This window comes from Isoptericola sp. NPDC060257 (genome assembly GCF_042726645.1).
Lineage (GTDB): Bacteria > Actinomycetota > Actinomycetes > Actinomycetales > Cellulomonadaceae > Isoptericola > Isoptericola nanjingensis.
Genome location: NZ_JBHXAW010000025.1, coordinates 1 through 24723 on the forward strand (window position 1 = coordinate 1; position 24723 = coordinate 24723).

Below are 24723 nucleotides of genomic sequence, written 5' to 3' on the forward strand. Positions count from 1 at the left end.
ACCCTGAGGTCGCACCGCCCCTGCGCGCGGTCGGGGCCGGTCAGCCGGCCTTACCCTCCCAGTCGCCGTTGAGGTTGAGCGACTGGTCGAACCCGGTGACGAAGTCCTCCGTCATGATGTCCTGGGTGCCGGACAGCTGGACGAGCGACGGGATGCCGTTGCCGTCCACGAGACCCCACACCACCGAGGTGTACGTCTCGCCGCCGGACGAGTAGGTGTACGAGGTGTTCGCGCGCTCCGGCTCGTCGCGGAGCGTCGTCACGGGCGCGTAGTTCTCGTCCGTCACGCCCTTGCCCTCGACCTGGCTGATGTACCAGTCGACCGACTCCTGAGCGGTCATCTCGGAACCGCCGGGCATGAAGCCGACCCGACCGGCGACGCCGCCCGCGTCGTTCGCCTTCTGGTGCACGTAGGACCAGCCGTCCGCGTCACCGACCTGCTGCCAGTCGGCCGGGACGCGCGCCGCGATGTGCTCGGCGTGGATCGTCGTGAGCTCGGCGGCCGCCGTCTCCTCGGGAGCGGGCTCGGACGGCTCCGCCGACTCCTCGGCAGGCTGTGACGCCTCGGCGTCGCCCCCCACGGGCTCGAGGTCGCCGGCCGAGAACGAGCACGCGGCCAGGGCCGGCGCGACGATCAGGGCCGCGAGCGCGAGGCGCGCGCGACGTCGGGTGCGGATCTGCTTCATAGGTGTCCTTCGATGGGTGGGGCTACTTCTCGAACATGCGCGAGCCGGCCCAGTCGACCCGGGGACGCCAGCCGTGGTGGCGCAGCACGGTGAAGACCGGCTTCTTGGCGTCGGCGGGGCGGATGATCGTCGCGCCCTCCCAGGAGGACCGTGCCCCGCTGGCGTCCGCGACGACGATCTGGCCGTCGGCGCCCTCGCGGAACGAGGCCGACGTCTGGAACGCCGTCTTTCCCCGCTTCCAGTTCCAGTCGCCGCGGGCGTAGACGCCGCCGGGGCCGAAGCCCGCGCTGGTCGACGCCGTCCCGGAGTACTCGGTGAACTTGTAGTGCGCCTTCGCCGGGTCGAGCGTCAGCTCCATGCGCCACGCGTACGCTACCCGCCCGCGGACGAAGAGCGTCTTCCAGCGGAGCTCCTCGGACTTCCAGCGGACCTCGACCTGGACGTCGTCCCCCGACCGCGTCGCGTCGATGCGGTAGGGCAGGCCGTCGCTGTTCATCCCGACCAGGTCGGCCACGACCCGGTCGACGGGCGACGCCGCGCCCGGCGCCACGACCGGGGCGGCCGGCACCTGGGCCTTCTCCCGACCGGCCTCCACGGCGCGCGTGCCGCGCACCGCGGTCCAGACCCCTCGGGCGATGACGAGCAGCGCCGCCACCACGATCAGCGCGATGCCGAGCACCGTGCTGCCGGAGGCGAGCGCGAGGGCGCCGAACGCCAGGAGGGCGATGCCGACGACGAGCACGACGACGCGGCTGACCACCGCGAAGCGCTGGACTCCCTGGTCCCCGGCCGTCATCGGGTGACCAGCTCGACGCTGTCCTGGATGGCCCGGACGGTCTGCCAGACCTCCGTGGCCTGCGAGCCCGCGCACGTCCCCGTGACCTCGACGACGTCCCGGACGCCGTCGTGCTCGATGACGGCGATCCGCAGGGCCTGCGCGACCGTGCCGGTCTCCTCCGTCGACCACGCGCCCTCGATCCGGGCCGCGGGCGCTCCGGCGAGCGTCGTGCGGATACGGCCGACCTCCTCGTACCCGGGGGTCGCCTCCAGCCGCTCGACAGCCTGCTGGATGACCTCCTCGATCGTCTGGTCACCGCTGAGCCGCTGCATCACCACCACGACGTTGGGGCGGAACTCCCCGTCGGGTCGCTGCTGCACGATGGCGAGCTGTGCGGCCGGCACCGGGTGCGGCACCCAGCCCTCCGGGCAGTCCATCGAGATCTCCGGGAAACCCGGGAACGTCTCGCTCGGGTAGGTGACTGTGCTCATGTCCTCATCCAATCAGTCGCAGCCATTCCGGGTCACCACCATCCACCGGTGATCCCGTCGACGAAGTCACCACCGAGGTCACCGATCGCGTCGACCGTCTCGGACGGCGACCAGTCGAACGAGACGTCGAAGCCGGCACCGACGCCGAGCGCGGCACCCAGCTCCAGGTCGACGCCCACGCTGTCCCAGCCGACGTTGACGTCCGCGTTGGCGGTCACACCGACGCCCGCGTAGACCTCCGCGCCGGCGCCCACCTGCGCGCCCGCGATGTTCACGGAGCCGTCCACGCCCGCCTCGGCGCCCGCGAAGGCGTCGACGCCGACGCTGGCGCCCAGGCCGTGCGGGCCCACGGACACCCCGCCGGTGGCCTCGGCGCGCGCGCCGACGAGCGCGTCGGCCGAGCCCTCGGCGGTCAGGTGCTCCCCGACGCCGACCTGGCCGCTCGCGTTCGCGCTCACGCCGGCGCTGGCCCCGACCGAACCCTCCGCGACGAGGCCGTTCTCCGAGACGCTCACCTCACCGGACGCGTCGTACCCGGCGCCGGCGGCGACACCCGCCTCGCCCGAGCCGTGGAAGCCGTCCTCGGAGCCGAACTCGCCCTCGGCGCCCGCCTCGTACCCGACGAAGCCGCCCGTCTCCCCCTCGAGGAGCGTCTCGCCGACGTTCCCCTTCTCCGAGCTGGTCAGGTCGCTGTTGCCGTTGCCGTTGCCGGTGCCGTCGCCGTTGCCCTCGCCGGTGCCGTCGGTGCCGTTCTCGCCCGTCCGGATCTGGACCTCGGACTCGTACGAGGGACCACGGTGCTGCCCGCCCTCGTACCCGTCGGTCCAGTTGTAGTTCGGGTCGGTGGTATCGGTCGGCGTCCGCGTCGGGTCGGCCCCGGGCGAGGACAGCGGGTTCTCCCCGCCCTCCTCTTCCTCGTCGCCGACCCCGCCGCCACCACCACCGCCACCGCCACCGCCACCGCCGGCGTTCCCGGTGCCGCTGCCCGTGGCCCCGCCGAAGCCCGTGTAGTCGTTCGACGTCGTGTCCTGCTCGTCCGCGTTCTCGCGCGCCCTCGTCGCGACGTCGCTCAGCAGGTTCGCCGTGTCGCGCAGGAGCACGACGTGCGTGTCGCCCCACTCCGAGCGGAAGCCCTCCGCGTCGGGCCCGTCCCAGCCCTCCGGACCGGGCATCGCACCCTCGACGGCGGTGATGACGCCCTCCAGCGTGGTGCCGCCCTCTGCGATCTTGTCCGCGAGCAGACGCAGCGCCTCGATATCGGCGCCGTACATCCCTTCGCCCACAGCTCCTCCTCAACACCCCACCGGACGTCCGTCCGGGATCCGCACCACTCGACCGACCCAGCGTTCGAGGGGTGCGGCACCGCTGCCGTGGTGCCGCACCCCTCGTTCGTCCCCGCGACGGGGACCCACCCGAACTCAGTACGAGTTCGAGGTGTCCTCCTGCTGCGACGCGTTGTTGTCCGCCGTCGTGGCGTACCCGTCCAGCGCCGACGCGATCTCGTTCAGCTTCGCCGAGTGCGTCCCGTCCCACTCCTCCTGGAACTGCACCGCGTCCGGACCGTTCCACTCCGTCTGACCCATCTGCGACGTGATCGTGGTCACCGTCGTGCGCACCTGCTCCGCCTGCTCCCGCAGAACGTTCGCCAGGCTCCGGACTGCCTCGACGTCAAGACCGAAGACGTTGCCACCCTCTGCGACCATGTGATGCTCCTTCACTCATGGCTGCCCCCTACGGACAACCTCTTCACGTTTCGACGCCGCTCACTCAACCAGAGCCCGCGACGTCGGGACATGGGGAGACCTCCCCATCGCCCTGCTCCCGTCAGCCCGGCAGGGCCACGTGGATCTTGACGGCGCGACCCGCCGTGATGAGGAACCCGCGGCCGGGCGGGAAGTCCTTGCGCCGCATGCGCCCGAGCGGAGTGTTCATCAGGGTGTCGCCGTCCGTGTCGCCGGGCGTCAGCAGGATGCCGTTGCGCCCCGACTTGAACGGGCCGGCCAGCGTGAACGCCTTCGACCAGGTGGACGACTCCGACTCGCCGAGGACGAAGTGCTCCTTGCGCACCGCGAGCTTCACGAACGCCTCGAGCGGCTTCTCGGCGGGGGTGCCCGTGAGCTCGGTGTAGTTCTCGATCATCACCGCGAGCCCGCCGGGCGCGACCCGCTCCGAGTCGAGCACCTCCGTGAGCTCCTTGACGAGCTCGACGACGTCCTCCGGGTTGGCCGCCTGCTGGTCCCACAGGTCCAGGGCGCCCAGGCTCGTGCGCCGCGACGACAGGTACACCAGGCGGGTGCCGCCCCGGCGCCGCAGCGCCGTCGCGAGCGTGACGAACGCCGTCGTGCGCCCCGACCCGGGCGGACCGGCCAGCATGAACGGCGAGCGCATCGGCAGGCCGACCGGCGCGATGTCGAGGTCGCGCAGACCGATCGTCGCGAGCTCGCCCGTGCGCACCGGCAGCGTGTCCAGCGCGAAGTTGTCGGGCAGCCGTGCCACGCCCGGGGCCTGCACCGTGCCCATGCGCCGCATGGTCTGCTCGAGCTTCGCCAGCTCGCGCGACTGCACGGCGCCGTTCGGGTCTCCGCCGAGCACCGCGATCTGCGCCTCCTGGCCGTGCATGATCGCGCGGCCCGGCGCCGAGGCGGGCGTCAGCACGTCCTTCGGGACGTTGAGCATCATGTAGTCGTCCTCGCGCGCCATGCGGTGCACGATCCGCTTCTGCACGGTCGAGGCGAGCGCCGGCGGGACCGCCACGGCCCGGTCTCCCGACATCACCAGGTGGATGCCCACGGGGCGGCCGTCGGTCGCCAGCTGGGAGAACGCGCCGTAGACCGAGAACCCCCGCCCCGCGAAGATCTCGTAGCTGTCCCGGAACGACTGGATGCCGTCGACCAGCACGATGATGCGGGGCTCGTCCGGGCGGTTCGCGATGCGGCGGTACTCGTCGATCGTGCTCGCCCGCACCTCCGCGTACCGCGCGGAGCGCTCGTCGAGCAGCTCGGTGAGCCGCCGCATGAGGCGGGACACGCGCTCCTCGTCGTCGCCGGAGATCACCGCGCCGACGTGCGGCAGGCTCTCCAGCATCGACAGGCCGCCGGAGCCGCAGTCGATGCCGTACACCTGGACGGGGCCGCCGCGGGCCGTGAGCCCGGCGGTCACCGCGATGGTGCGCAGCGTGGTGCTCTTGCCGGTGCCGCCCGTGCCGTACACGGCGAGGTTGCCGTCGACGTCCGGCTCGTAGTGCACGGTCGGCTGGGCCTGCCCGTGCGGGTCGTCCCGCACGCCGAGCAGCAGCCGCGAGTCCGTGCGCGGGTTGGGCAGCAGGGCCAGGTCGTAGGTGGCGGCCAGCTCCTCCAGCCACGGCTTGCGGGGCGCGGGCACGCCCGCGCTCGTCGCCGCGTGGCGGATCGTCGCCACCATGCGCGCGATGTCGTTGGGGCCCGGGTCCCCGTCGTCGTCCGACCGGGCGACCGTCGGCATCTCCCAGCGCCGTCCCGTGCCGAAGTCCATCTCCTCGACGTCGATCTGGGACGGCTCCGGCTCGTCCTTCGTCCAGCCGCCGGCGTAGCCGGTCTGGAAGGTCGTGAGCCGGCCGGGGCCGGTCTTGGCCGCGCCGCGACCGGGGATCGACGGCGGGAAGTGCGCCGCCATCTTGTCGCCCAGCACGTCCTTGGAGTCCGACTCGTCGGCCATCCGCAGGGCGATGCGCAGGTTGGTGTTGGCGCGCAGGTTGTCCTTGATGACGCCCGCGGGGCGCTGCGTCGCGAGGATGAGGTGGAGGCCGAGGGACCGGCCGCGCTGGGCGACGTCGACGACGCCGTCCACGAACTCGGGGACCTCGCCCACCAGCGCCGCGAACTCGTCCACCACGATGATGAGGCTCGGCGGCGCCTCCGGGTCGCCCGTGCGCTCCAGGGACGCGAGGTCCTTGGCCTTCTTCCGGTTCAGCAGGTGCTCGCGGTAGTGCAGCTCCGCCCGCAGCGACGACAGCGCCCGCCGCACGAGATGCGGCGACAGGTCGGTGACCAGGCCCACCGTGTGCGGCAGGTGGACGCAGTCGGCGAACGCCGCGCCGCCCTTGTAGTCCACGAACAGGAACGTGACGCGGTCGGGGCTGTGCGCCGCGGCCATGCCCAGCACCCACGACTGCAGGAACTCGGACTTGCCGGCGCCGGTGGTGCCGCCGACCAGGGCGTGCGGGCCCTGGGTGCGCAGGTCCAGGTAGAACTGCTCGACGCCGTTGTGCCCGATGAGCGCGCGCAGGTTGGTCGGCGTCTTGCGGCGCACCGGCGGCGAGCCGTCGCGCGGCGTGAGCGAGAGGTTCTCGCGCCACCGCTCGACGACGCCGGCCGCGTCGGAGCCGAGGTCCGTGCCCGCCAGCGCCAGGTAGGACACCGAGCGGGGCAGGTCGGACTCGTCGTCCACGGGCGCGCCGACGTCGACCACCGGGGACAGGATGCGGGCCACCTCGGCCGCCGTGGCCAGGTCCGCCGCCTCGCAGCGCACGGGGAACGCGAGGCGGCCGTAGTGCACCTCGCCCGTCATGCCGGAGCCGGCGCCCTCCTGGGCGTCGAGCAGCACGAACGTCCGGCACGCGGCGGGCAGCTGCTCCACCGTGGGGGCCACCCACACGACGTGCACGTTCGCCTTGGGGCCGCGCTCCGCGAGCCGCACGAGCCGCGACCGCTCGAGCGGCGTGTCGTCCTCGACGAGCACCACCACCGCCGGGAGCACCGGCTTGGGCGCGGCCTCGCCGCGGTCCTTCTCGGGGTCCCGCTCCGTCTCCAGCGGCGGCGGCCCGTCCAGGCTGATGCCGCGGGCCTCGATGAGCTCCTCGAGGCGGGTCAGCAGGGCGAGGCCGCGGCCCGGGTCGGCGGCCAGGTGGTCCGAGGTCCCCAGCGGGCTGTGCGGCGAGCCGGTGTGCGGCACCCACTGCAGCCACTCCCAGTCCTCGCGCGAGCGGTGCGACGTCAGGGCCGTGAGCACGACCTCCGACGGCGAGTGCAGCGCCACCATCTGCAGCAGCGCGGCGCGCGCCACGGACTCGACCATGCCGGCCGGACCGGCGAGGCCGACGTTGCCGCCGTAGCGCAGCGCGGCGACGGCGGGCACGTCGTCGATCACGGAGCAGCGCGACTGCAGCTCGAGCACCTTCTCCCAGTGCTCCGGGATCGCCTCGTTCTCCCGCGGCTCGGTGAACTCGGTGCGGGACGGCGCGGCCCCGATGCCGAGGCGCAGGGTGAGGAAGCCGCGGTGCTCGGGCCGGTGGGTCCACATGAGCCCGCCGAGGCGGCGCACGGCGTCGAGCGACTCCGCGAGGGACGGGACCTCGGCCAGGCGCACCGCCCGCTCGACGGCGTGCGTCCGGGCGATCCGCTCCTGCGTGGCGGTGACGGCCTCCTCGAACAGCTCCGACGCCCGCTCGAAGTCCTTCTTCCGCGCGATCCGCCGGTCGTAGTAGACGCCCAGCATGATCAGCGGGCTCATGAACATGAACACGAGCATCCGCGGGTTGTTGAAGAACGCGAACATCACCAGGCCCATGAGGGCGGGCGCCATCATGGGGATCCACGGGAGCCGGCCCGGAGGCACCGGCTTCGGGGGCTTGGGCGCCGTGATCTTGCGCTCGCCGAACCGCGCGACGACGCGGGGCGAGCGGTTGAACTCCACCACGGGGCTGGTGGGCGGGAGGCTCGTCGAACGGTGCAGGGACACCACCGACACGACGCTCTGGCCCACGGTCACGGTGTCCGACGACGTGAGGACGGAGCGGGTCATCCGCTTGCCGCCCATCTCGAGCCCGTTCGCGGAGTCGAGGTCGTGGATCTCGAGCTGCTCCCCCACGATGATCCGCGCGTGCCGCTTGGAGACCTGGGCGTCCTGCAGCCGGATGTCCATGCCCCGGTCGCGGCCGAGGTAGGAGGTGCCCACGGGCAGGTGGAACTCGCGCCCGGCGTCCGGGCCCTCGAGGACGCGCAGGACGGCGACGGCCGCCCCGCGGTCCTGCCCGGCATGCACGAACTGGTCGGAGAGCCGCACGATCGACACCCCGGAGCCGGACCGCAGACCGGCCTGCACCAGGTCGCTGGTCGGCGTGAGCACCCTCCCGGCCGTCACGGTGTGCTGGGCCGTGCCGTCGCCCACGACCTGGAGCGTCAGGTTCTCCGGGGCGGCCGCGCCGCGGCGACCGGGGTCGCCGGAGTACAGCGCCTCGGCGACGTCACGGACGCTGGCGGTGGCGTCCGCCGTGACCGCCACGTCGACGGACGAGTCGTCCGACCGGTGCAGGGTGAGCTTGATGCGCACGTCAGGCGTCGTCCTTCTGGTCGAGGAGGTGGAGGTCGTCGGCGGTGACCAGGCGGGAGGTCACGGCGTGCTCGACGAGGCGCGCCCGGCGGTTGGTCGCCGCGCCCCCGGGGCCGCCGCGCAGCCCCTTGACCCCGATCCGGTCGAGCTTGTCGCAGACGTTGTCGAGCTTGCGGTTGAAGCGCGTGGTGGCCCAGCCGAGCCGCCGCGCCGCGTCGACGCTGGACGGGATCTCGCTGAGGCCCGTGCCCTCGCGCCGGAGCATGGGCTCCGCGAGCGCGACGATGAGCTGGCGCTGGCTCACGGTGAACTGCACCGCGCCGATCGTCGTGTCGCCGCTGCCCGGGTCCTCCGGGTGCACCTCGTAGTACGGCGCGTCGCTGAGGGAGACGGTGAGCTCGTACGTCGTGGGGCCGGCGGTGAAGACGATCGCCGTGTGCGGCAGCACGATCGGCAGGCGGTGACCGGGCGGCAGCCAGGACTGCACGCCGCCCCGGACGTCGCTCACGGTGGCGGCGATGTTCGACCCCGCGTTGGTGAGCCACCAGATGTCGTCGTCGCAGGTGACGCGGAGGAAGCGGCGGTGCAGGTACAGGTTGTCGTCGATCGCCAGGTCGCCCTCGCGACCGATGTCGAACGGCACCTCGGGCGAGGGCCGGAACCACTCGCCGCAGAACTCGATCGCCAGCTCGCCCATCAGCCCGTCGCCCCCTCGCTCGCGTCGGCCCCGGCCGTGACGCAGGTCTGCTCCGTCTGCGACAGGCTGCTGCCGTCCCGGATCACCACGACCTGCACGCACACGTCCTTGCCGGGGTCTGCCGGGACGCTGGCCGACGTCTCGTCCGTCGTCGTGTACTGCGACTCCGAGGTGAGCGAGAGCTGCTTCCAGCCGAACTCGTCGCCCTCCTCCGCCTCGCGCGGGGGCTCCCAGGTCACGATGACCTCGTCGCCCTCGACCACGGCCTGCAGGTCCTGCACCGGCGGCACGTAGCCGCCGAGCGGGTCGGCGGGCGCCGCGGTCTGCGTGGCCCCCGGGTCGGCCACGGCGGGCTCGGTCCCGGCGTCGCGGTTCAGCCACCAGATCAGGCCGCCGACGCCGAGGACGAGGACCGACCCGACGGCGACGAGCAGCCACGCCCAGCGCGACGCGGCGGGCGCCTCGGCGGCACTGTCGTCGTCGGTCGCGGTCGCCGCCGGACGCTCCGTGCGGAAGACCGTCTCGTCCACCGACGCGTCGGGCAGCTGGCCCGCCGCGTCCACCGTCGGCACCCGCCCCAGGGAGGGCGACGCGGTGGCCGGTGCCGACCACGCGGACTCCGTGGCCAGGGACGTGCCCTGGGGAGCGGCCGGCGCGGCCGTCGGGTACGGCGGCGCCTGGACCGGCGCGAAGGGCACGGACGCCACGGCGGGCCCCGGCGGCGTGCTGCGCTGCTCCGGGTCGATCGCCCGGACCCGGTTCATCCGGGTGCCCTCGGCCTCGTCCTCGTCCTCGAGCACCGACCCGGCCTCGTCGAGGAGGTCGATCGGAGTCATGTCGCGCGCCAGCTCGACCTGCACCTGCTGCACCGCGCGCGCGAACGCGAGCGCCGTCGGGTACCGCGACCCCGGCCGCTTCGCCATCGCGATGCGCAGCACCCGTTCCAGCGACTCGGGGACGTCGCCGCGCCCGATCTCCGCCAGGGGGGTGGTCGCGATGCGGCCCATGAGGTCGGCCGACGAGTTGGACCCGCCCGGCACCTCGAACGGCGTCCGCCCCGCGAGCAGGGTGTAGCAGGTGGCGCCCAGGGCCCACACGTCCGTCGCGATGCCGCTGACCGGCGGGTCGCCGAACGACTCGGGCGGCGACCACGGGATGGACATGCCCTCCGCGACGGACGCCGAGTCGACGGTGGAGGAGATGCCGAAGTCGGTGAGCGCCGGGTGCCCGAACTGGGTGACCAGGATGTTCGCCGGCTTGATGTCACGGTGCAGGATGCCGAGGCGGTGCGCCGTCTCGACCGCGCCCGCGATCTGGATCGTCGTGCGCATCGCCTCCGGCACCGACATGCGCTCCGCGCGGTAGCGCGCGCCGAGGTTCGGGCGCGAGCAGTACTCGAGCGCGAGGTAGGGCCGCCCGTCGGGGGCGACCCCCGCCTCGTACATCGTGACGATCGACGGGTGGTTCCCCAGGGTCGCCATCAGGTCGGCCTCGGCGTCGAACGCCGCGCGCTGGGTGTCGTTCGACCACTCCTTGAGCAGCACCTTGACCGCCACCTGGCGGCGCGGCCGGTGCTGCTCGTAGAGGAAGACGTCGGAGAAGCCGCCGGTGCCGATGACCTTGCGATAGGTGTAGCCCGGGATCTCCGGCGGGGCGGAGGGTGCCCGCTTGCTGCTCATCGAGGAGTCACCAGATCCCTTCGAACGCGAGCGTGATGCCGTCCCCGAGCTCCAGCACGTCGCCGTCGACGACGATCTCCTTCTGGTTCGGGTGGAGGCGCCGGGGCTTCTGCCCCGGGCGCAGCAGGACGGTGCCGTTGGTGGTGGCGAGGTCCTCCACGAGCACGTGCCACTCCTCGAGCGTCACCTGGACGTGCGACCGGGAGATGTCCTTCTGCGGGCTCGGGACCGTGACCATCCGGGGCATGCGGTCCGCCGACGTCGTGCTGGACCGGGGGCGGCGCCCGACCACGACGTCGCGGTCGAGCTCCACCACCTGGTCCTCCCCCGCCGGCGCGCCGTCCTCCGACCCGATCCGGACCCGGCCCAGCGGCGGCCGCGGCGCGAGCGCCGGGTCGCCGTCCAGCGCGACGCCGCAGGTGCGGCACTGCTGCCGGGTCGGCGGGTTGGGGTGGCCCTGCGGGCACTCCAGCGCCAGGACCTCCCGGGCCCCGGGGGCCGCGGGTGCGCCGAACTGCGGCAGCGCGGTGCCCGCGGCCTCGCGCAGCGCGGCCAGGTCCGAGGTCATGATCGTGTTGCCGTCGTGGTCGTCGACGGGCCCGGCGGGTGCCGGGGGCGGCCCGGCCAGGGGCTCCGCCGGCACGGAGGCGGCACGGGACGCGGCCGCCGGGGTGCCGGGGACGCCGGGGCCGAACGGGACCGACGCGATCAGCCCGCCGTCCGACGGCGCCGGGGGCGCGGGCGGGCCCGCCGGAGCAGGCGCCTCCGGAGCGGGCGCCTCCGGTGCCGGAGGCTCCGGGACCGCCGCGGGCCCGGGCGACGCCTCCGCGTCGTCCTCGCCCTCCTCGTCGCCCGCGAGCCGCACCGCCGCGTCCTCGACGCTGCGGAACACGGTGTCGCCGAACAGGTGGTCGTAGTCGTCCCCGTCGCCGCCGAGCACGGTGTCCGCGTGCGGCTCGCCCTGCTCCTGGTCCGTCGGCGCGGGCGTCTCGTCGCCGGCGTCCGGCGCCCCGTCGACGGGCCCGTCCTGGCCGGCGGCGTCCGACGCGTCACCGGCCCCGCCGACGTCGGGCGCCGAGACCGTCGCGATCGGCAGCGGGAGGCCGTCGGCGCCCCCGATCAACGTCTCCTGCGAAGGGACCGCGACGACCGCCGGCGGCGCCGGGGCGCGCAGCTTCGACTGGCCCGGCAGTGGCCAGGCGTCCGGGTCGCCGCCCCCGAGCGCGGCGAGCGGCTCGACCGGGGCCGGAACGACCGGGGCCGGAACGACCGGTGCCGGCTCGACCGTTGCCGGCTCGACCGGTGCAGGAACGGCCGACGTCGAGGCCGGCGTCACGCCGGCGACGTCGCTGCCGTCCAGCGTCCGACGCAGGAGCGCCGCGCGGACCACCCCGCCCTGCAGCGGCCAGACCGGGCCGTCCACGGCAGGGCCGGGGTCCAGCGCCAGCTCGACCGCGGCCACGTCCTCCACCACGCGCTCGGCCCACATGAGCACGCCGACGCCGGACACCTCCACGTCGCCGCCCCCCGCGCGCACCCGCACCGCGGCGGACGTCCCGCGCACGGCGACACGTGCCTCGCGCGCGCGGGCGTCGAGCGTCACCACCGCGAAGGGCGGCACCGCGGTGAGGCTCCCCGCGACGTCCGTCAGCGCCCCGACCACGGACACGACCCCGCCCTGCTCGGGCGCCTCGAGCGCCTCCCAGAGCCGCGTGACCACTTCCGGCTCCACGGGCTGCGGCAGCAGCAGCACGGTGTCCCCCCGTACGACCGCCTGCGCCGTGCCCTCGACGTATCCCACCGTCATCATGCGTCGACCTCCTGCCCCCCGGTCATCGAGGCCCGGCCCCACGCGCCCTCGGGCGTGGGGATCGTGTCCTCGTCGTCCAGCACCTGCCCGCCCCGCGGGCTGGTCGCGGTCTCGTCGTCGTCCACCGCGTGGGTGACGTCGACCACCACGACCGTGATGTTGTCGCGGCCTCCCGCCGCGACAGCCTCGTCCACGAGCCGGCTCGCCGCCCGCTGCGGGTCCGGGTGCTCCAGGAGCACCCGGGCGATCCGCTCGTCGGTGAGCTCGACGGTCAGGCCGTCGGAGCACACCAGCACCCGGTCGCCGGCGGCGACCGGGACGTACCGGAAGTCGGGCGTGGGCGTGGAGTCCGCGCCCAGCGCCCGCGTCACGACGTTGCGGCGCGGGTGCAGCCGCGCCTCCTGCACCGTGAGCATCCCCGCGTCCACCAGCTCCTGCACCTCGGAATGGTCCACGCTGACCTGGTCAAGCACGCCGCTCGACATCAGGTAGGTGCGCGAGTCGCCCACGTTCACGAACAGCCAGTAGGGGACGTCGTCCTGCTCGGAGACCAGCGCGCCGGTGAGCGTCGTGCCCGCACCGCGCCCCGAGGGGCCGGTGTCGATCGCCCGCACCCGCGACTGCGCCAGGGCGACGAGCTCCGCCACCCGGTCGGCGTCCACCCGCGGCTCGTCCTGCAGCGGGCTCAGCGTGTCGAGCGCGACGGCGCTGGCGACCTCGCCCGCGTCGTGACCGCCCATCCCGTCCGCCACCAGGAACACGCCCGCGCCGGCCAGGTACCCGTCCTCGTTGACCTTGCGCCGGCGCCCCACGTGCGACGAGCTGCCCCAGGACAGGACGAGCGCGTCGTCGTCGGTCATGCGGGGTTCCCCGGGTGGACGACGATGCGACGGTCGCCCACGTGGATCGTGGCCCCCATGGGCACCCGGACGCGCGCGCCGGGCTCGGCCACGCGCGGCGGCAGGCCGGCGACGGAGATGACGGTCCCGTTCGTGGACCCCCGGTCGTTGATCCACAGGCCGGCGGAGTCCACGTCCAGGTCGGCGTGGTTCTTCGACACCGAACGGGTCGGGTCGTCGATGCGCACGAGCGTGACGGTCTCGCCCGCCGACGCCTCCGGGTTGCGGCCGACCCGAGCCGGCCCGTCGACGGTGTGCCGGTCGCCCGACTCGAGCTCGAGCACGACGCCCACGACGGGCGCCGGGCGCAGCTCCTGACGCTGCGCCCGCGACTGCATGCGCGTCTCGAAGCTCGTGTGCTCCGACACCTCGGGCGCGGCGGGCTGCTGGGGCTGCGGGACCGGCTGCTGGAACTGCTGCTGGAGCTGCTGCGGGTCGGGCATCGCCTGCTGCGGCCCCGACGACGCCGGCGGCTGGGCGGCGGACCCCGGAACCCCGGTGATGAGCCCGCCCGCACCCGACGCCGGACCGGCCAGCGGCTGGTGAGCCGGCGCCGCGTACGGGTCCGGCACGCCGGCCGGCGGGCCGGCGGGGGCCTGGTACGGCGGCTGGTTCGCCGGCAGGTACGGCGGCTGGTTCACCGGCTGGTGCGCCTGCTGCGGCGGCGCCGGCTGCTGCGTCGGCGTCGGCGGCGCCGCCACCGCCCCCAGCGGGACGGCGGACGGCGCCGACGGCGGGGCGGCGGGGCCCGCCACTGGGCCCCCGGAGGCCGGGGCGAAGCTGGCGGTGCGCGGGGCCGCGGCACGCTGCATGGCGCGCGCGTCCACGACGACGGCCTTCCCGGCCTTGTCGTGCCAGCCCTGGCGGCGGCCGCCGCCGTCCCACAGCGGGCTGAGCTGCACGAGGATCGTGCCGAAGAACGGCACGAGGCCGCAGGCGGCGACGACCAGGTAGCGCAGGAGCGCGCGGCCCACCCCGATCGGCATGCCGCCGTCGACGCCCTGTGTGCGGATGCCCATGACCAGGTTGCCGAGCGTCTTGCCGGTCAGGCCCTCCCAGATCAGCATGGCGAGCCAGTACAGGCCCGCCGCCGCGGAGGCGAGGCCCGCCACGGTGAGGATCTGGGTGGCGAGCGCCGCGAACCGCGGGTCGGACGAGCTGATGACGCCCGACGGCAGGTCGATCGTCGAGAACCCGATGCCGTACACGATCCCGAAGAGCACCCCCGCCACGACGCCGTCGAGCAGGAACGCGACGATGCGGCGACCCACGTGCGCGTACACGGGCGCGGCCTCCGGCTCGGCCGTCGAGGACCCCAGGTACGCGGGCACCTGGGTGGCCGTCATCATCTCGGGCTCCGTGGTGCCGGTGTGCACCAGGGACGCGGGACCCCCCGGGCCGGCGACGCCGGCCGCGGCGTCGAACGCGCCCCGCGGCGGGCCCGCGGGCGCCCCGACCGGCCTGCCCGTGCGCGGGAACTCGCGCCCGCACACGGCGCAGAACGGCGCGCCCGCCCGCTGCGTGGACCCGCAGCCGGCGCACTGCACGTCACTCATCTCTTCTCCTTGCTCCTGGAGCCGTCCCTGGAGACGATCCTCGAACCGACCCCGGAGACCTTGGCGCCGACGTCCCGCGCGAACCGACCGAGCGCCCGCCCCGGCCGCCACGTCGCGCGAGCACGCAGCGACCGCAGGGACAGGGCCCCGAAGAGCCGGCGGCGCCGATCGACACCGGACCGCACCCCCGCGACGAGCTCGTCCACCTCGCGCCAGAAGTCGTCCGCCTCCGTGGCACTGGGCTCGCCCTCCCCGAAGACGCCTGCGTCCGCGCGGTGGGCGAGAGCGAGCGTACCGGGCGCCCGGTACTGCTCGGCGATCAGGTACGCGCTCTCCCGGCGGGTGGCCGACGGGGGGACGGTGCTGCCCAGGTCGGTGGCGACGTCCACGACCTCGTGCCAGCCGCCGCTGATCCGGGCGGCGGCGTCGTCGGCCGTGCGTCGTCGGGCCCGACGACGCGCCTTGTACGCGAGGATCGCGACGATCGGGCCGCCGATCAGCAGCAGCGGGATCCCGACGATCAGCACGACCAGGCCCACGAGGCGCCAGTCGAAGGCCTCGTTCTCGGCCTCCTCCTCGTCGTCCTCGACCGTGCCGGCCTCGACCCGCTCGGGCTCCTCCGGCGGCTCCGGCTCCTGGAGCACCGGCGGCTTGGGCACCTGCTCCGACTTGGGCTCCGGCTGGATCTGCGGCTTCTGCTCCGGCACGGCCTCGATCGCGGCCCACCCGTACTCCGCGGTCGGCACCTCGACCCAGGCGTGCACGTCGCTGCCCAGCACGGTCCAGGGCTCGCCGGCCGTGTAGTTGCTGTCCTTGCCGGGGTAGAAGCCCATGACGACGCGCGCCGGGATGCCGGCCTGCCGCGCCATGAGGGCGAGCGCGACGGCGAACTGCTCGTCGTCGCCCACCATCTTCTCCTGCTGCACCAGCGTGTCGATCCGCTCCGCGGAGTGGCCGGGGCGCGACGGGTACTGGCCCTCGAGCCCGCTGGACAGGACGCCGGACGCCGCGAGGGCGTCGCGGATGAGGAACAGCTTCGTGGCCGGGTCCGTCTCCTCCCCCGCGAACTGCACCGCCTTCGCGGGCAGCCCCGGCGGCAGGGACGACGGATCCGTCTCGGGCAGCTCGGCGCCCACGATCGTCGCCTTCTTGAGCGCGTCCTCGGACGGCTCCTCCGTGGCGATCGTGTCCAGGCTGTAGGTGTCGCCGGGGCGCACGCCCGCGGTCGTGAGCACCGTGCCGGTGGTCGAGTTGTAGTAGGAGCCCTCGTCCTGGGCGCGCGCGTTCGCGGACGTCCAGGTGAGGCCCGTGAGCGCGCCGAACTGCGGCACCCACACCCCGTCGTACCCCGTCACGGTCACGTCGACGCGCTGCGGCGTGCCCTCCTGGGCGGTCGCGATGGTCGTGCCGACGCGGCTGTACACGCCGGTGTCGCCGCCGGTCCCGGAGGCGTCGTAGACCACCCCGTCGTAGCGGTCGAGCGCGGCCAGGCGCACGCGACCGTCCTCGGGCAGGTCGCTCACCGTGAACAGCTCGTCCTCCCGCTGCTCCTTCACGATGTGGCGGAAGCCGACGAGCGGGCTCGCGTACTGGTGCAGGTCGAGCGGCGGCACGATCGTCTCGCGCAGCACCGACCGCGGCTGGGCCGGCATGATCGCCGGCGCCGCGAAGGCCGCGGTCACGGCCGCGACGCCGAGGATGGCGGCGCCCGTGCGCACCCGGTACCAGCGCAGGCGGCGGGTGGCCTCCTCGCTCTGCTCGGTGCTGATCGAGTGGGTCCCGACCCGCGCCTCCATCGCCCGGACGCCGCCCCACAGCAGGCCGACGAGGGCGATCGTGATGCCCTGGGCCACCGGCAGCGCCGCGTCGAGCGTGCCGAGCAGGATGACGCCGACGAACCCGGCCAGCACCGGGACCATCGCCCAGACCGCGTGCCGGGCGCGCCAGGCGATCGTGCCGGCGGTGAGCGCCACGAGCAGCATCAGCAGATAGGGCACGACCGCGAGCTCGGGGAACGAGCTCATCGGCGGCACCGTGGTGATGAACTGCTTCCAGCCCTCGACCGCGCCGATCAGGAGGTCCTGGAGGGTCTGCAGGCTCGGCAGCACCCCGCCGATCGCGTCCTGCGGCAGCGCGAGGACCGCGCCGAACAGCAGGTACGCGACCACCGCGACGGCCAGCACCAGCACGGCCGGGAACCGGCGCCAGGCGCCGAGCCAGGCGACCGCCAGGCCGACGACGGCGCCCCCGGCGGCGGGCAGCACGTAGCCCGCCGACCCCCACACCGGCCCGAAGCCGACGGCGACGGCCGCGAGCAGCACCACCAGCGCGGCCAGGTCGACCAGGGCGAGCGGCGACGTCGCGCGCGGGCGCGACGCCTCCTTGCGGCGGGTCGTCCCGCGGCCGAGCCCGGTGCCGGTGCGCAGCGAGTCGTCGCCCGCGCCCTCACCGGACCAGGCCCGGCGCCCGCCGCGTGTGGTCTCGTCGTTCATGTCTCGCTCATCTTCTTCAGCGCGATCGGCAGGTCGCCCAGCCGTCCGAGGGTCAGGACGCCGACCTCCGCGATGGTGTGCCGCGACAGGTTCGCCCCCGGCACGCACTGGATCGCCATGACGTTCACGCCCGCGGGCAGGCGGGCGGACGCGGACCGCAGCTCCGTCGGGGTCACCCGGCTGCCGAGCACGAACGCGATCACGGACGCGTCGGCGGCGGAGCTCCCCGCGGCGCGGGCGAGGTCGACGAGCGCGCGGCGCGACGGCTCGAGCTCCACGCGGGACAGGTCGTCGAGCAGCCGGGTGTGGTGGTCGCCGCGCAGGCTGCCGGACTGCACGAGCACGGTGACCCCGCGGTCCTCCTTGATGGCCTGCAGGCCGAGGGAGGCGCACACCGACACCGCGAGCTCGAACTCGTCCTCGCTCGCGTAGTCCTCGGCCCGCGTGGAGAGCAGCACCGCGAGGTGCGAGCGCCGCGTCTCCTCGAACTGGCGCACCATGAGCGTGCCCGTGCGGGCCGTGGTCTTCCAGTGGATGTGCCGCAGGTCGTCGCCCGCGACGTACTCGCGCAGGGCGTGGAACGACACGTCGGAGTCGGTGATGTCGGTCGTGACACGACCCTCGAGGTCGCGCAGGTAGCCCGTCGACGACCCGGCCAGGTTCTTCACCTGCGGGTGCACGAACAGCTCCTGCTCGTCCGTCCACGTCACCTCGCGGCGCAGCAGCCCGATCGGGTCGGCGCGCACCGACTTCACCGGGCCGACCGTGATGACGCCCCGACGTCGGGTCGGGATGCGGAAGATCTCCTCGTGCGTGCCGCCGCCGCGCAGCCGCGGCACCGGGAACGCGGCGGTCCCGCGGCCCACGGGCAGCTCCATCACGGACGGCAGGATCGGCCGCGCCGCGCCGTTGCGGACGTCGAGGCGCCCCACGGCCGGGTCCCCGACGGTCACGCGCGACTGCGTGAGCGTGAGCGCGACCTCGTACCGCAGGCGCCCCAGGACGAAGCCGATGGCCGCCACGAGGGTCACCGTGAGCACGACCGCACCCACGAGCACCTCGAGCCAGCCCAGGGCGAGCCCGGCCACCCACGCGCCCACGCACACGATCAGCACGGCCACGCCGAAGGTCGAGAACGCCTGCGTCACCGGGGCGCACGCCCGCACGAGGGCCGCCCAGCGCGCGCCGACGGCCGAGGACGCGCGCACCCACCCGCGACCGAGCCGGTTCCCGGCGGTGTCCCGTGCGGCCGCGGGGGCCGGGGACGCCGGGGTCGATGTCGAGGTCATACCGCGGCGCGCTCCTGCGGCGCGGCGACGTCGGCGAGGATGCGCGCGAGGACGACCTCCGCGCGGGCGCCGGTGAACTCGGCCTCCGGGTCCAGCACGAAGCGGTGGGCCCAGACGGGCTGCGCGAGCTGCTTGACGTCGTCCGGCAGCACGTAGTTGCGGCCGTGCGCGGCCGCCCACACCTTGCAGCACCGCACCAGGGCGAGCGCGCCACGGACGGACACGCCGATCCGGGCCTCGGGCGCGTTGCGGGTCTCCTCCGCGAGGCGGCTCACGTACTCGAGCACCGCGGAGTCGGTGTGCACCGACGAGCCGAGCGTCGCCATCTCCGTGACGGCCTGCGTCGTGATGATCGGCTGCAGCGCCTGGCTGCGGTCGCGCACCGACGCGCCGGACAGGATCTCCACCGTGGACGCGTGGTCCGGGTAGCCCACCGACGTCTTCATGAGGAAGCGGTCGAGCTGCGCCTCGGGCAGGCGGTACGTGCCGGCCTGCTCGATCGGGTTCTGCGTGGCGATCACCATGAACGGGCGGCCCACGTCGTGCGTGGTGCCGTCCACGGTGACCCGGCCCTCCTCCATGACCTCCAGCAGCGCCGACTGCGTCTTCGGCGAGGCACGGTTGATCTCGTCGGCCAGCACGATGGACGCGAAGATCGGGCCCGGGCGGAAGTCGAACTCGTGCGTGCGCTGGTCGTAGATCGTCACGCCGGTGACGTCGGACGGCAGCAGGTCCGGCGTGAACTGGATGCGGTTGTGGGAGCCCTGCACGGACGCCGCGATGGCGCGCGCCATCGCCGTCTTGCCGGTGCCGGGGGCGTCCTCCAGCAGGAGGTGGCCCTCCGCCAGCATGCAGGTCAGCGCGAGGCGCACCACGGGCGCCTTGCCCAGGACCGCCTGCCCCACGTTGCCGACGAGGCGCTCGAACGTCTGGGCAAACCAGGTCGCCTGCTCGGGGGTCATCGTCATCTCGGTGTTCCTTCGTGCTCGTTGTCTCGGGGAGTCGTGGTCCGGCTGGACGGGGTCACCAGGTGGTCGCGGCGTATCGCTCGCCGTCGATCACCACGGCGACCTGGGTGCCGTCGTAGCCGTAGTAGCAGTCGAGCTGGATCGTGGTGTCAGCCCCCAGCTTCCTGTCGAAGCCGGGGCCGCCGGGCGTGGTCCACACCTTGGAGCCGGACATGATGATGTTGTGCCAGCCCGCGTTCGAGTCGGGGTTGTTGCCCGACCAGCACTCGATGCGGTGGGTTCCCGCGTCGAAGTCCTTGGCCGTGACCTTGAAGTAGTTGCAGTTGCCGGACGAGCAGCCGTCCTGGACCCCGGTCCGGCTGCCCTTGGACACCGTGGCGCGAGGCTGCGGGGGCGCGTCCGTCCGCCCGGTGACCGATTCCCAGGCGCCCCACCCGGCCTCGTTGTGGGCGCGGGCCTGCAGCGTGTAGCTCTTGCTGTAGCCCGTCGGCACCCCGACGGACGCCGGCCACGAGGTCTTGGTGCCGCTGTCGGACGCGCTGCCGGTGAGCTTGTACTCGATCTTGTCGACGGCGCGCCCGCCGTTGCTGCTCGGCGCGTTGATCGAGAACGACCCGTCGTCCACGCGCCCCGAGCCGTTCTTGGTCCCGCTCCAGCTCACCCGCGGGGTGCCCGGCGTGGTGAAGGGGGTCACGGAGCCCGACTTCCCCGACCAGGCGGAGCAGGTGTACTCGTTGCAGGCCTGCACCTCGAACGTGTACGCAGTGCCGTTGGACAGCCCGTCGTACGTGTACGAGGTCACGTTGCCGACGTTCCGCGCGCCGGAGCCCTTGGCCCGCACCTGGTAGTACGGCTTCGGCCCGCGGAACTCGGCCGCGGCGCTCCAGCTCACGTCCGCCCGCCCGCTCGTGTTCGACCCGAGCGCGGCCTGCACGTTCCCCGGGACCGTCGGCGTGCCGTAGGGCACGACCGCGTTGGACGCCGGGCTGGCCTCGGAGATCGCCGCCTTGTTCTGCGCCCGCACCTTGAACGTGTAGGTCGCGGATGTCTTGAGGCCCTCGACGACCTGCGACCGGGAACTGCCGCTCACCTCGACCGTGCGGCTCTTCGTCCCCCCCTCGTAGATGTCGAGGTAGTACTTCTCGATCGGGGCACCGTTGGTGTCGGGCTGCTCCCAGCTCACCGTGGTCTGCCCGCCCACCGCGGTGTCCACCCGGCTCGCCGTCGGGGCCGCCGGTGCCGCCGGCGGGCCGGCGGGGGTCTCCGGGGAGGAGGCCTCGCCCCAGTCGGACGGGTCCGGGGCCTTGTTCAGCGCCTGCACCCGCACCGTGTACGCGGTGCCGTTGGTCAGCCCCTCCCACACCGTCGAGGTTCCCTCGACGCACGGCTTCTGGATCCTGCCGTCGGCCGGCGCGGGGCTGATCTCCAGGTTGACGCACGTGATCGCGGACCGGTCGCTGTAGTCCTTGTTGGTCCACGTGACCGTGAGCTGCTCGTCGCCGAACTCCAGCGTCGGGGCCGCCGGCGCGTCCGGCTTCTCGTCCGGCCGGGCGCTCTTCGACGCCGCCGACTCGTCCGAGTCGCCCACCTCGTTCGTCGCCGTGACCGTGAACGTGTACTCCAGGTCGTTGGTCAGCCCGTCGAAGGTGCAGGTCGTGGTGGTGCACTCCTGGGTCTTGCCGTCGGAGGCGTGCAGCGTGTAGCCGGTGATGTCCGCGCCGTTGTTGTTCGGCTGCTCCCAGCTCAGCACGACCGTGCCGGAGCGCACCTCCTCGACCTTGGGCGCGCGCGGCGGCTCCGGCCGGCCGAGGACGGTCAGGGTCACGGTGCCGTCGACCTGGCGGTCGGGGTCCTTCGTGGCGTCCTGGACCGTGTAGCGCGCGGTGAGCACGCCGTGGAAGTTCTCGTCCGGCGTGATGATCATGTTCCGGTCGTCGTACGACACCTTGCCCGAGCCGGTCTCGCCGTACGCGCCCACGACGGTCAGGTCCTCGCCGGGGAAGGGGTTGGTGTCGTTCTCAAGCACCGGGATCGTCACCGGCTCCCCCTGGTGCGCGTCGGGCACCTTGTCCGGCGTCGTCTGCACGAGCGGGCGGGTGGAGCCCACCACCGCGACCTCGAGGTTGCCGCTGACGGGCGGGTTCTTGCCGTCGGACACGGTGAACGCGACGTCCTGCTTCGTGCCCTTCGGCACCGACGGCTCGACCTGCGCGGTCACGGTGCCGCCCGACACGGACGTCGTGACGCCCTTCGGGCTCTCGACGTCGAAGGTCAGCGTGTCCTTGTCCGGATCCTTGACGTACCGCGACAGGTCGACGGTGCTGTCCTCGCCCGCCGCGACCTCGAGGGTCGGCGAGCCGACCACCTTCGGCGGCTGGTTCGTCGAGGGCACGACGTCGATCGGCAGCGTGAGCACCGCCTTGTTGCCCTCCTCGTCGTCGGGCCCGTCGCCGTCCGTCACCTCGAAGCTCACCGACGCCGACCCGGCGAAGTCCTCGCTCGACGTGAACTCGATCGTGTCGGCGTCCTGCACGACCGCGGCCCCCTCGGTGGCCTCGACCGTCGACTCCTCCGTGATCCGGGGCTCCCGGCCGTCCCGCACCACGACGAGCTTGCCCAGCTCGACGGTCAGCGGCTCACCGCTGACCGCCTGCAGCGGGGTCGAGCCCGGCTTCACGTAGGGCCGCGACTGGTCGCCCGGCACCCGCACGAAGGCCTTGGCCTGCAGCCCGTCCACGTCCGTGACGGTGTAGGTGATCACCTGCGCCCGCGGCGTCAGTGCCACCTGCACCTGGCCGTCCTCCCGGACGGTCACCCCGCTCGCGCCCTGGTCGACGGAGACCTCGAGGTCGGACGCCACGCCGTCGGGGTCGACGTCGTTGCCGAGCACGTCCACCGTGACCGTCGACGCGTCCCGGACCTGCTCCGCCGTCACCACGTCGTCCTTCGCGACCGGCCGGAGCAGCGGTGCGTCGGCGTCCACCGTCACCGTGACCGACCCGGTGGAGCGCGCCTTGAAGGCGTCCTGGACCGTGTAGTAGAAGGCCGTCGCGCCCTCGTCGGCGGGGGCCTCGAGGACGATGTCGTCCTCGACCGCCTTCGGCGTCAGCCCGTCCGGCAGCCCGTCGAAGCCGTCCTTGACGAGGCCGATCTCGTCGCCGTCGGGGTCGTTGTCGTTCTCCAGCGCCCGCACGGCCACGGTCCGGCCCGGCCGCACCGTGGTCTCGTCGTCCACGGCCTGCGGGGGCTGGTTCGTCTCCGGCGGCGCGGCGATGCCCACGCGCACGGTGCCCTGGCTCACCGCCCCGCGGGTGTCGGTCACCTGGTACGTGAAGGAGTCGAAGCCCGCTGCACCCTCGGCCGCCGTGTAGTCCACGAAGCCGTCCACGATCGTCGCCGTGCCCTGCTCCGGGGCGCCGGCGATCGAGCTCAGCGTGACCTGGTCGCCGTCGGGGTCGGTGCCGTCGAGCGCGAGCGGGATGCGCACCGTCTTGCCGCTGAGCACCCGCGTCTCGGTGTCGGGCACCTGCGGGGCGGTGTTCTCCGCGTCGTCCTTGATCGTGACGGTGACCTGCGCCGAGTCCTTCTGCCCGTTGCTGTCGCGGACCTCGTAGACGAGGTGGGCCGTGCCCGCCTCGGAGCCCGCCTTGAACCGCACGGTGTCCTCGGAGACGAACGCCTCGCCGAGCTCCGCCTCGGGCTCCTCCTGCAGCTCGTCGTTCAGCTCGACGTCCAGCCCGTCGGGGTGGGTGTCGTTGTCCAGCACCGGGACGGTGACGACGTCGCCCGTGTGGACGATCGCCTCGTCGGCGCCCGCGTCCGGCGGCCGCAGGGTGTCCGGGGCCGGGATGGGCACCACGCGCACCTGGCCGGTCGAGGACCCGCTGCCGTTCGCGACGGTGTAGTCGAAGGTGACCGGCTCGTCGAGCCGCTGCTTCTCCATGATCTTGAGGACGTCGTGGTTGAGCACCGCCACGTCGACGGGCGAGTCGTCCGGCACGGTGACCGACTGCACGACGAGCACGCCGCCCGCCGGGTCGGTGTCGTTGGCCAGCACGTCCAGCAGCGCGGACCCGTCCGACGGCAGCAGCACCTGGTCGGAGACCACCACCGGCGGGGCCTCGTCCTCCGGCGGAGCGACGACGTCCACCCGGACCAGCCCCATCGTCGAGTTGGGCCCGTCGCTCACCTGGTAGGTCACGTCGAACGACCCGGGCTCGTCGCCCTGGACCGTGAACATCCCCGCGTTGAGGTTGTTCGCGATCGACAGCCCCTTCTGCTCGGCCACGTGCACGAGCCGGAGGGGGTCGCCGTTCGGGTCGGTGTCGTTCTCGAGCGGCCGCACGGTGACCGGCTGGCCGGCGAGCACCGTGACGTGGTCCTGCACCGCCACCGGCGGCTCGTTCGTCGCCACGACCTCGACGATCAGCGTGCCCTCCACCGGCTTGCCGCGGGAGTCGGAGACCGTGACGTCGACGATCTTGCGGCCGGTGGCCGCCCCGCCGTCGCGGAACTCGATCGTCCCGTCCGGGCGGGAGCGCACCTCGTCCTTCGGGTCGCCCGTGCTGGCGTGGGAGAGGAAGAGGTCGTCGCCGTCGGGGTCGCGGAAGTACGGCAGCACCTTGATGCTGCCGGTGCCGTCCTGGCCGACCCGCAGCACCGGTTCGCCCGTCTGGGTGGGGGCGTCGTTCTCGGAGTCCGGCACCACCGTGAGCGTGACCTTCGCGGTGTCCGTGCCGCCCTCGCGGCCGTCGTCGACCTCGTACGTGAGCGTGGTGCTCCCCGTCGCGTCCGCGGGCACGTCGGCCTGCAGCGCGGCGCCGTCGAGCACCCGGTCCACCTCGGCGTCACCGGTCGGCTCGCCGTCGACCCGGACGGTCATGACGTCGCCGTCGGGATCGACGTCGTTGCCGAGCACGTTGAGCACCGTGGTGCGGCCGGGCCGGACGCCGAACGAGTCGTCCTTCGCCTGCGGGGGCCGGTTCTTCTTGTCGCGGTCGGCGACGAACTGGTCGACCTGCTCCGGCGTCGTCTCCTCGGACTCGGTCTTCTCGCCCTCGTCGTTCTCCGGGA

General features: G+C 73.7%; 15 protein-coding genes. All 15 read right to left on the reverse strand.

The features are described from left to right. Positions 1-40 precede the first annotated feature (40 nt). The gene (locus ACFWEK_RS03740) at positions 41-685 is read right to left on the reverse strand and encodes a hypothetical protein (protein ID WP_430548133.1); all 645 of its coding nucleotides are present in this window, start codon (positions 683-685) and stop codon (positions 41-43) included. A 22-nt stretch (positions 686-707) separates the two neighbouring features. Next, the gene (locus tag ACFWEK_RS03745; protein ID WP_430548132.1) at positions 708-1481 is read right to left on the reverse strand and encodes a hypothetical protein; all 774 of its coding nucleotides are present in this window, start codon (positions 1479-1481) and stop codon (positions 708-710) included. Continuing rightward, on the reverse strand, positions 1478-1954 hold the full coding sequence (locus ACFWEK_RS03750; RefSeq protein ID WP_430548131.1) for an LpqN/LpqT family lipoprotein: 477 nt from the start codon (positions 1952-1954) through the stop codon (positions 1478-1480). The genes ACFWEK_RS03745 and ACFWEK_RS03750 overlap by 4 nt, the downstream gene beginning before the upstream one ends. 32 nt (positions 1955-1986) lie before the next feature. Continuing rightward, entirely contained in the window at positions 1987-3237 is a 1251-nt protein-coding gene (locus ACFWEK_RS03755; RefSeq protein ID WP_430553142.1) for a hypothetical protein, read from the reverse strand. Positions 3238-3372: 135 nt separating this feature from the next. Next, positions 3373-3657 (reverse strand): WXG100 family type VII secretion target, encoded by a 285-nt coding sequence (locus ACFWEK_RS03760; RefSeq protein ID WP_430548129.1) that lies wholly within the window; start codon positions 3655-3657, stop codon positions 3373-3375. Positions 3658-3778: 121 nt separating this feature from the next. Continuing rightward, on the reverse strand, positions 3779-8260 hold the full coding sequence (locus ACFWEK_RS03765; RefSeq protein WP_430553143.1) for an FtsK/SpoIIIE domain-containing protein: 4482 nt from the start codon (positions 8258-8260) through the stop codon (positions 3779-3781). A 1-nt stretch (position 8261) separates the two neighbouring features. Further along, complete coding sequence (locus ACFWEK_RS03770) at positions 8262-8957, reverse strand: hypothetical protein (protein ID WP_430548127.1); 696 nt, start codon at positions 8955-8957, stop codon at positions 8262-8264. Continuing rightward, the gene (locus ACFWEK_RS03775) at positions 8957-10636 is read right to left on the reverse strand and encodes a serine/threonine protein kinase (RefSeq protein WP_430553144.1); all 1680 of its coding nucleotides are present in this window, start codon (positions 10634-10636) and stop codon (positions 8957-8959) included. Before ACFWEK_RS03775 ends, ACFWEK_RS03770 begins: the two co-directional genes overlap by 1 nt. Positions 10637-10643: 7 nt before the next feature. Beyond that, positions 10644-12446 carry an FHA domain-containing protein gene (locus ACFWEK_RS03780; RefSeq protein ID WP_430553145.1) on the reverse strand — a complete coding sequence of 601 codons (1803 nt, stop codon included), beginning with the start codon at positions 12444-12446 and terminating at the stop codon, positions 10644-10646. Next, positions 12443-13306, reverse strand: coding sequence for a PP2C family protein-serine/threonine phosphatase (locus tag ACFWEK_RS03785; protein WP_430548124.1), 864 nt, complete (start codon positions 13304-13306; stop codon positions 12443-12445). The genes ACFWEK_RS03780 and ACFWEK_RS03785 overlap by 4 nt, the downstream gene beginning before the upstream one ends. Continuing rightward, complete coding sequence (locus ACFWEK_RS03790; protein WP_430553146.1) at positions 13303-14901, reverse strand: RDD family protein; 1599 nt, start codon at positions 14899-14901, stop codon at positions 13303-13305. The genes ACFWEK_RS03785 and ACFWEK_RS03790 overlap by 4 nt, the downstream gene beginning before the upstream one ends. Continuing rightward, the gene (locus tag ACFWEK_RS03795) at positions 14898-17393 is read right to left on the reverse strand and encodes a transglutaminase family protein (RefSeq protein ID WP_430548122.1); all 2496 of its coding nucleotides are present in this window, start codon (positions 17391-17393) and stop codon (positions 14898-14900) included. The genes ACFWEK_RS03790 and ACFWEK_RS03795 overlap by 4 nt, the downstream gene beginning before the upstream one ends. Continuing rightward, the gene (locus ACFWEK_RS03800) at positions 17390-18682 is read right to left on the reverse strand and encodes a DUF58 domain-containing protein (protein ID WP_430553147.1); all 1293 of its coding nucleotides are present in this window, start codon (positions 18680-18682) and stop codon (positions 17390-17392) included. The genes ACFWEK_RS03795 and ACFWEK_RS03800 overlap by 4 nt, the downstream gene beginning before the upstream one ends. Beyond that, positions 18679-19650, reverse strand: a complete 972-nt coding sequence (locus ACFWEK_RS03805) for an AAA family ATPase (RefSeq protein ID WP_430548120.1) — start codon at positions 19648-19650, stop codon at positions 18679-18681. Before ACFWEK_RS03805 ends, ACFWEK_RS03800 begins: the two co-directional genes overlap by 4 nt. A 55-nt stretch (positions 19651-19705) precedes the next feature. Continuing rightward, positions 19706-24723 (reverse strand): Ig-like domain-containing protein (locus tag ACFWEK_RS03810; RefSeq protein ID WP_430553148.1); only part of this gene is annotated, 5018 nt, incomplete at its 5' end.

Bases quoted from the DNA above. Each gene is read 5' to 3' on its own strand.
- ACFWEK_RS03740 (WP_430548133.1), bottom strand. From the start codon at position 685: ATGAAGCAGATCCGCACCCGACGTCGCGCGCGCCTCGCGCTCGCGGCC.
- ACFWEK_RS03745 (WP_430548132.1), bottom strand. From the start codon at position 1,481: ATGACGGCCGGGGACCAGGGAGTCCAGCGCTTCGCGGTGGTCAGCCGC.
- ACFWEK_RS03750 (WP_430548131.1), bottom strand. From the start codon at position 1,954: ATGAGCACAGTCACCTACCCGAGCGAGACGTTCCCGGGTTTCCCGGAG.
- ACFWEK_RS03760 (WP_430548129.1), bottom strand. From the start codon at position 3,657: ATGGTCGCAGAGGGTGGCAACGTCTTCGGTCTTGACGTCGAGGCAGTC.
- ACFWEK_RS03770 (WP_430548127.1), bottom strand. From the start codon at position 8,957: ATGGGCGAGCTGGCGATCGAGTTCTGCGGCGAGTGGTTCCGGCCCTCG.
- ACFWEK_RS03775 (WP_430553144.1), bottom strand. From the start codon at position 10,636: ATGAGCAGCAAGCGGGCACCCTCCGCCCCGCCGGAGATCCCGGGCTAC.
- ACFWEK_RS03780 (WP_430553145.1), bottom strand. From the start codon at position 12,446: ATGATGACGGTGGGATACGTCGAGGGCACGGCGCAGGCGGTCGTACGG.
- ACFWEK_RS03785 (WP_430548124.1), bottom strand. From the start codon at position 13,306: ATGACCGACGACGACGCGCTCGTCCTGTCCTGGGGCAGCTCGTCGCAC.
- ACFWEK_RS03790 (WP_430553146.1), bottom strand. From the start codon at position 14,901: ATGAGTGACGTGCAGTGCGCCGGCTGCGGGTCCACGCAGCGGGCGGGC.
- ACFWEK_RS03795 (WP_430548122.1), bottom strand. From the start codon at position 17,393: ATGAACGACGAGACCACACGCGGCGGGCGCCGGGCCTGGTCCGGTGAG.
- ACFWEK_RS03800 (WP_430553147.1), bottom strand. From the start codon at position 18,682: ATGACCTCGACATCGACCCCGGCGTCCCCGGCCCCCGCGGCCGCACGG.
- ACFWEK_RS03805 (WP_430548120.1), bottom strand. From the start codon at position 19,650: ATGACGATGACCCCCGAGCAGGCGACCTGGTTTGCCCAGACGTTCGAG.